Annotated in this window: 8 protein-coding genes; 5 read left to right on the forward strand and 3 right to left on the reverse strand. The window is 66.3% G+C overall.

What is annotated here, in order from left to right; genetic code table 11:
* Positions 1-222: 222 nt before the first annotated feature.
* From hsaA to hsaB, 4 genes are all read left to right on the forward strand, one after another.
* A complete protein-coding gene (hsaA, locus tag NRB20_RS12850; protein ID WP_153410241.1) occupies positions 223-1392 on the forward strand; it encodes a 3-hydroxy-9,10-secoandrosta-1,3,5(10)-triene-9,17-dione monooxygenase oxygenase subunit in 1170 nt (389 codons plus the stop codon).
* The gene (hsaD, locus tag NRB20_RS12855; RefSeq protein WP_153410242.1) at positions 1392-2273 is read left to right on the forward strand and encodes a 4,5:9,10-diseco-3-hydroxy-5,9,17-trioxoandrosta-1(10),2-diene-4-oate hydrolase; all 882 of its coding nucleotides are present in this window, start codon (positions 1392-1394) and stop codon (positions 2271-2273) included. The genes hsaA and hsaD overlap by 1 nt, the downstream gene beginning before the upstream one ends.
* Before the next feature lie 70 nt (positions 2274-2343).
* Positions 2344-3243, forward strand: a complete 900-nt coding sequence (gene hsaC / locus NRB20_RS12860; RefSeq protein ID WP_153410243.1) for an iron-dependent extradiol dioxygenase HsaC — start codon at positions 2344-2346, stop codon at positions 3241-3243.
* 13 nt (positions 3244-3256) lie between these two features.
* Positions 3257-3832, forward strand: a complete 576-nt coding sequence (gene hsaB, locus NRB20_RS12865; RefSeq protein ID WP_153410244.1) for a 3-hydroxy-9,10-secoandrosta-1,3,5(10)-triene-9,17-dione monooxygenase reductase subunit — start codon at positions 3257-3259, stop codon at positions 3830-3832.
* Positions 3833-3870: 38 nt separating this feature from the next.
* Here the strand turns inward: hsaB and NRB20_RS12870 are convergent, their stop codons facing one another.
* The 3 genes from NRB20_RS12870 to NRB20_RS38045 all read right to left on the reverse strand — a co-directional run bounded on the left by NRB20_RS12870 (position 3871) and on the right by NRB20_RS38045 (position 5947).
* A complete protein-coding gene (locus NRB20_RS12870) occupies positions 3871-4395 on the reverse strand; it encodes a helix-turn-helix transcriptional regulator (RefSeq protein WP_319944827.1) in 525 nt (174 codons plus the stop codon).
* Between the two features lie 373 nt (positions 4396-4768).
* On the reverse strand, positions 4769-5209 hold the full coding sequence (locus tag NRB20_RS38040) for an EF-Tu/IF-2/RF-3 family GTPase (RefSeq protein ID WP_227833430.1): 441 nt from the start codon (positions 5207-5209) through the stop codon (positions 4769-4771).
* Positions 5210-5281: 72 nt separating this feature from the next.
* The gene (locus NRB20_RS38045; RefSeq protein ID WP_319944839.1) at positions 5282-5947 is read right to left on the reverse strand and encodes a GTP-binding protein; all 666 of its coding nucleotides are present in this window, start codon (positions 5945-5947) and stop codon (positions 5282-5284) included.
* 476 nt (positions 5948-6423) lie between these two features.
* On the opposite strand from NRB20_RS38045, the gene NRB20_RS12880 reads away from it, so the two are divergent.
* On the forward strand, positions 6424-7134 hold the full coding sequence (locus tag NRB20_RS12880) for a DUF4253 domain-containing protein (protein ID WP_153410245.1): 711 nt from the start codon (positions 6424-6426) through the stop codon (positions 7132-7134).
* Positions 7135-7296 lie beyond the last annotated feature (162 nt).

A 7296-nucleotide genomic window follows, 5' to 3' on the forward strand; every position in this document is an offset into this window, starting at 1 on the left:
ATCCCTCCTCTACGATTACTAGAACACGTTACAAAATTGTCCCGCGCAGCGCCAGTCATTCGTACGACTACCAGGCACGGGCCACCTACCACCCCCAGCGAACACCCGTTCTCGACATGAACAGGAACGTGTTCTAGTCTCAGAGTAAGCATCAGTCCCGGGGACACATCAGCCCCAGGATGAAGGATCCCCGCACCGATCGAGCCAGGAGCAGCCACCGAGATGACGCAAGAAGTGACCGAACGGGTCGAAGCGCTGTTGCCGAAGCTGCGCGAACAGGCGCAGGAGGCAGAGGATCTGCGCCGCATCCCCGACGAGACCATGAAGGCGCTACAGGAGACCGGTTTCTTCAAGCTGCTGCAACCGCGCCAGTGGGGCGGCTACGCGTGCGATCCGGTCATCTTCTACGACACCGTGCGCAAGATCGCCAGCGCCTGCGGCTCCACCGGTTGGGTGTCCGGCATCATCGGCGTGCACAACTGGCATCTGGCCCAGTTCAGCCAGCAGACCCAGCAGGAAGTCTGGGGTGAGGACCCGGCGGTGCGGATCTCCTCCTCCTACGCCCCCATGGGCGCGGGCGTGGTCACCGAGAGCGGCGACGGTTACATCGTCAACGGCTCCTGGGCCTGGTCCTCGGGCAGCGACCACGCCAGCTGGACCTTCGTCGGCGGCCCGGTGATCAAGAACGGCAAGCCGGTCGACTTCGGCAGCTTCCTGGTCCCGCGCACCGACTACCGCATCGACGACGTGTGGAATGTGGTGGGCCTCAAGGGAACCGGCTCCAACACCCTGGTGCTGGAGAACGTCTTCGTGCCGCGGCACCGCTTCCTGAGCTACAAGTCGATGAACGACCTCACCGCGCCCGGCCTGGCCGAGAACACCGACCCGGTCTACAAGATGCCTTGGGGCACAATCCATCCCACCACCATCTCCACCCCGATCGTCGGCATGGCCTACGGCGCGCTCGAGGCGCACGTCGAGCACCAGGGCAAGCGCCTGCGCGCCGCGTACGCCGGTGAGAAGGCCAAGGACGACCCGTTCGCCAAGGTCCGCATCGCCGAGGCCGCCAGCGATATCGACGCCGCCTGGCGTCAGCTCTCGGGCAACGTCGCCGACGAGTACAAGCTGCTCGTCGCGGGCGCGGAGATCCCGTTCGAGCTGCGCGTGGCCGCCCGCCGCGACCAGGTCCGCGCCACCGGCCGGGCCATCGCGTCGATCGACAAGATGTTCGAGAGTTCCGGCGCCACCGCATTGGCGAACGGCACTCCCCTGCAACGCTTCTGGCGCGACGCGCACGCCGGACGGGTGCACGCCGCCAACGATCCCGAGCGCGCCTACACGATGTACGGCACGCACGCGTTCGGCCTGCCGGTCACCGACGGGATGGTGTGATGACCGCGGTTTCGGAGATCACCTTCGAGTCCACCTCCCGCTACGCCCAGGTCCGCCCCGACCTGAAACTGCACTATCACGAGGCGGGCGTGGGCAACGGTCCCACCATCGTGCTGCTGCACGGCGGCGGTCCGGGCGCGTCCTCGTGGGCCAACTTCGCGCGCAATATTCCGGTGTTGGCGAAGGACTTTCACGTGCTGGCCGTGGATCAGCCCGGATTCGGCCTGTCCGACAAGCCGACCGAGCATCCGCAGTACTTCGTGCACAGCGCCTCGGCGTTGCGGGATCTGCTCGACACGCTCGAAATCACCGACCGCGTACACGTTCTGGGCAATTCGCTCGGTGGCGGTGCGGCGGTGCGGTTCGCACTCGACTCCCCCGACCGCGCGGGCAAGCTCGTGCTGATGGGTCCCGGCGGCGTGAGCACGAACCTGTTCGGGCCCGACCCGACCGAGGGCGTGAAGGCGCTGAGCACCTTCGTCGGCGAACCGACCCGCGAGAACATCGAAAAGTTCATCCGCATCATGGTTTTCGACCAGAAACTCGTGACCGACGAGCTGATCGACGAGCGCTTCGAACTCGCCCGCACCCCCGAGTCGCTGGCCGCCATGCGCGCGATGGGCAAATCCTTCGCCTCGGCCGACTTCGAGAAGGGCATGCTCTGGCGCGACGCCTACAAGCTGCGTCAGCCCGTCCTGCTGATCTGGGGCCGCGAGGACCGGGTCAACCCGCTCGACGGCGCGCTGGTGGCGGTCAAGTCCATTCCGCGGGTACAACTGCATGTGTTCGGCGGCTGCGGGCACTGGGCCCAGGCGGAGAAGTTCAACGAATTCAACCGTCTGACAACCGATTTCCTGCTCGGGGTCAAGGAGGCACGATGACATACCATGGCGAAGCCTGTCATCGTGCCGACCGGGTGCGGGTGTCCCGCAAGACACAGGAGAGGTGAATATGAGTATTCGTGCGCTCGGGTACATGCGCATCGAGGCCACCGATATGGCGGCCTGGCGCGAGTACGGGCTCAAGGTGCTCGGCATGATGGAGGGCGAGGGCTCCAACCCCGACGCCCTCTACCTGCGCATGGACGACTTCCCCGCCCGCCTGGTCATCGTGCCCGGCGAGCGGGACCGGTTGCAGGTCTCGGGCTGGGAGGTCACCGATGCCCCTGCGCTGCAACGTCTTCGGGAGACCCTGACCAAGGCGGACGTCCCGTTCACCGAGGCCACCAAGGAGGAACTCGCCGACCGCCGCGTCGAGGGCATGATCCGGTTCCAGGATCCGGGCGAGAACACCCTCGAGGCGTTCTACGGTGCGCAGTATCTGGCCCGCCGGTTCGTCAGCCCGTACGGGCACAAGTTCGTCACCGCCGAACAGGGCCTCGGCCACGTCGTGCTGACCTGCACCGACGACGCTGCGGCACAGGCGTTCTACCAGGACGTTCTCGGCTTCCGGCTGCGCGACTCGATGCGGCTGCCCCCGCAGATGGTCGGCCGTCCCGCCGACGGCGACCCGGCCTGGCTGCGGTTCTACGGCTGCAACCCGCGCCACCACGCGCTGGCGTTCCTGCCACTGCCGAACCCGACCGGCATCGTGCACCTGATGGTCGAGGTGGAGAACTCCGACGACGTCGGCCTGTGTCTGGATCGCGCGGCGCGCAAGAAGGTCAAGATGTCCGCCACCCTCGGCCGGCACATCAACGACAAGATGCTCTCGTTCTACATGAAGACCCCCGGCGGCTTCGACATCGAATACGGTTGCGAGGGACTGGAAGTCGACGATCACTCCTGGATCGCCCGGGAGTCCACCGCCGTGAGCCTGTGGGGTCACGACTTCTCGGTGGGATTCAAGTAGAGGGCAAGTGCAGATGACCACGAGTGAGCAACCCGCTATCGACCCGCGCCAGTTCCGCAATGTGCTGGGGCAGTTCTGCACCGGCATCACCGTGATCACAACGTTCGGTGAGGACTCGGCCCCGATCGGCTTCGCGTGCCAGTCCTTCGCCGCGTTGTCGCTGGACCCGCCGCTGGTGCTGTTCTGCCCGACCAAGGAGTCCCGCTCCTGGAAGGCGATCGAGACCAACGGCAGCTTCTGCGTCAACATGCTCGCCGAGGAACAGCAACCCGTGTGCGCCCGCTTCGGCTCCCGCGAACCCGACAAATTCGCCGGAATCGATTGGCACACAACGGACCTGAACCTGCCCGCACTCGACGGCGCACTGGCCACCATCGAATGCACCGTGGACAACGTCATCGACGGCGGCGACCACTACGTCGTATTCGGCCGCGTCCAGAACCTGTCGGAATCCACCGAGTCCGGCAGACCCCTGCTGTTCTACCGAGGCCAGTACACCGCCATCGAACCGGAGAAGACCACCCCCGCTCCCTGGCGCGCCGACCTCGAACACTTCCTCACCACAACCACCCTCGACACCTGGTTGTAGGCGCGATCCTGCTGTGGGCGGTATCGGTACTCACCAGCTCAGGTCGGTGGGGTCGCACGCCAACTCCGGGGTGCCAGTCCGAAGGTGCGGCGGAACTGGCGACTGAAGTATCCCGGATCGGAAAAGCCTGTGCGGCGGGCGATTTCGGCGATCGGCAGGTCGGGGTCGGACAGTAGGCGGCGGGCACGGTGAGCACTACCCAGCGCGGCCGGATCGAAGAACACACCACACCCGTACGGACGGATTCGATCATCGACCCGTCGACCACCTGTCCCGCCGCGGCCACGTGCACCGACCCGGTCGTCGGCACGTACCACAGCGCCGGGAAGTTGTGGATGTGCCGGCGGCGCGCGGGTTCGGAACCCGAGTACCGCATCGTCGACACCGGCGGCGTCACCGGATCGCTCCGATAGTCGTGGACCGGCATGCCACGCTGATGGCGCACCACCCGTGTCAGCCGCACGATTACCTCCCCGCCGCCGGACACGACATCCTGCTGCCCGCCTTCGACCTCCTCTCCCGAGTCCTGGGCACCCCCGCCCTGCACGACCGCCTGATCGCACAGGCCGACCTCCAACCCGGCCACCGCGTCATCGAAATTGGTTGCGGCACCGGCAATCTCGCCATCAAAACCATCCGAGCCCAACCCGCGGCCGAAGTGATCGGCTCCGACCCCGACGCCGAATTCGACCGTGTCCTGTCCGCCCTGATGCTCCACCACCTCCCCACCGATATATCGCTCGGAACCGATACAACAGACTCTCACTACAAGGATGCAGCGCGACACAGCCTGAAGAAGTCCGACGAACAGTTACCGGCGCTGAGCGGTCCCGCACTCGAAGCGTCGAGCACCTCACGCCACGAGCACAGCTCGGCACAACGGCACAGGTCCGACGCGCGGTTGTCGGCGCGGGCGGGCCGTACCCGAGACGGCGATCAGGCTGCCTCGGGTACGGCCGCGGGGTCACCGGCCATCGCTTGCCTCACCTCCGTTCTCCGATCCGCCTGCACCCGCAGGATCCGTCCGATGCGCTCGCTCCGCCGCACGGCGGCATCGAGCACCGCATCACCCTTGCTCAGCGTTCCCGAATACACCCGCAGGTAGGTCAGGCGGCCGGTGGACGTCGCCTGCACCTTGAACACCAGCGCCGCGAAGGGCTCCGCCGGATCCGCCGAGCGCCGTCGCGTCTCGTCACAGACATCGCACACCGCCGGACGATCCAGCGGCGCGGGCAGATAATCCACCACCGCATCGAGCAGCGGCTCGACCCCACGGTTCCGGTAGGCCGCCCCGCACAGCACCACCACGATCTCGCCGCGGCAGGTCAACGCCCGCAACGCCTCGACGAGGGTGCCCTCCGACAACTCGGATCGCACGACATACTCCTCGAAGGCCGTCGAATGTCGTTCGGCCACAAGCTCATCCAACTCGGCACGCCGACGGGCCGCCTACGCGAGCAGCTCCTCCGGAATCGGCTCGCACGCGAGCACACCGGAATCGTCCGCCCACACCAGCGCCCGCATCCGCACCAGATCCACGACACCGCAGAACCCGCCTTCCCGGCCGATCGGCAACTGCACCACGACCGGAGTCGGATGCAATCGGCGGCGAATCGAATCCACGGCGGCATCCAGATCCGCTCCGGCGCGGTCCATCTTGTTCACGAAGGCGATCCGCGGCACCCCGTACCGATCGGCCCGCCGCCACACCGATTCGCTCTGCGGCTCGACACCGGCGACCGCGTCGAAGATCGCGACCGCGCCGTCCAGCACCCGCAGCGCTCGCTCCACCTCATCGGAGAAGTCCACATGCCCGGGCGTATCGATCAGATTGAGCCGGTGCTCGCGCCACCCGCAGCTCACGGCGGCGGCGAAGATGGTGATGCCCCGATCCCGTTCCTGCGGATCGTAATCGGTGACGGTCGTGCCCTCGCGCACCTCACCGCGCCGGTGGATCTCCCCGGCCAGGTAGAGCATGCGCTCGGTGACAGTGGTCTTCCCGGCATCGACATGGGCGAGGAGCCCAGATTGCGAACAATGGCCGGGGTGGTTCGAGACAGGTTGGTACGCACGGTATTCGGTCGTTTCTGCTGATCCGGATCGGGACAGCGCAATTCCCGGACACGAGCGCCCGCAGGCAGCTCGCCAGGGCCCACGACGGGCCCGTGATCGGTCCGGTCCCTCAGTGTCGGCCGCGCAGCCGACACCGGGCCCGCATGGACACCGGCATCACCTCGAACCGAGACCGGGTGGCGACGACCGCGCAGTACACGCCTCGCATCGCTTCCCTCCTCCGGCCGAGAACCCGCAGCGCACCTCGCCCACGGTGATACCGAGGCTATCGCCGAAAAGCACTCGGCGAAACCGATTTTCGAGCCCGTCGTGCAGTGCGTCATCACCACAACCTCCCCATGATCTCGAACGATGTGGGCAGGTTACCGAGCCCCACCGACAAGAATCACCACACCTGACCTGCACAGACCTCTCACCTTGGATCTGTGTCGCGGAATCGCTGTCTGTCGGTGCCCCGGCATAGCTTCGCGGGCACAGATTCGATCGAGTTCCGACGGACTCCAGGGGGTTCAAACGCCATGTGTGCCAACAATTCGTTCAACACCTTGCCCGAGGACTTCCCGCCCGGGCACGTCGTCTCCGCCGAAGGTGGGCGCGGCAGGCCCGTCATGTGGGTGTCCGAGGAGGCCGGGCCCGCACTCCGCCGGTGGTGGGAACGGATGTACGACGACCATCTGCGAACCGGCCTGTACCCGCTGCTGCTCGATTCGTCGGTGGACATCGATCTCCTCGGCGCCGCCCCGACCACCGATGTCATCGAACGAGTCCCCGGCGACCAGCTGATCCGCGAGTACTTCGACTACTCGGGCAACGGGTGGCCCGGATTCGCCCCGGCCAAGCGACTGTCCGTCCATCCCGGATACGCTGCGGGCCGCCTGGCCGCCGAGGCCCCCGACACGACTCGACTCGCACTCGTCCCCAGCATCCGCAGCGCCGACACCCCGGCCCTGATCGGCTGGACCGGCGCGATGGACTACACCTGGGACGTGGAGAAGATCTCCGCGGTCCTACGCACCTGGGAGGACAGATTCGGCATCCGCGTGGTCCGGCTCGGCAGCACCACACTGGAACTGTCCGTGGCCGCACCACCGTCCACCCTCACCGAGGCGCGGCGAATCACCTTGGAACACGCGGGATTCTGCCCAAGCATCTGGCAGGAAGAAGTGGCGCTCGACAGTTACGCCACAAGTCTCGTCAAACGCCCCGTCTGGAGATTCCAATGGGCTTGAGCCCGTTCGAGGGCTGACATATTGACCAGGAACTAAACGGTTGAAGCGTAAATGGTGTGTGGGGCCTGGAAGTAGCTGCGGACGTGGCCGGGTAGCTTCTGGACGCGCCGGAAGAAGGACTTCACCGCCAGTTCCATCTGGTCGTGGCCGGTGATGGTTTTG

The sequence above is a fragment of the Nocardia macrotermitis genome, from assembly GCF_009604405.1.
GTDB lineage: Bacteria > Actinomycetota > Actinomycetes > Mycobacteriales > Mycobacteriaceae > Nocardia > Nocardia macrotermitis.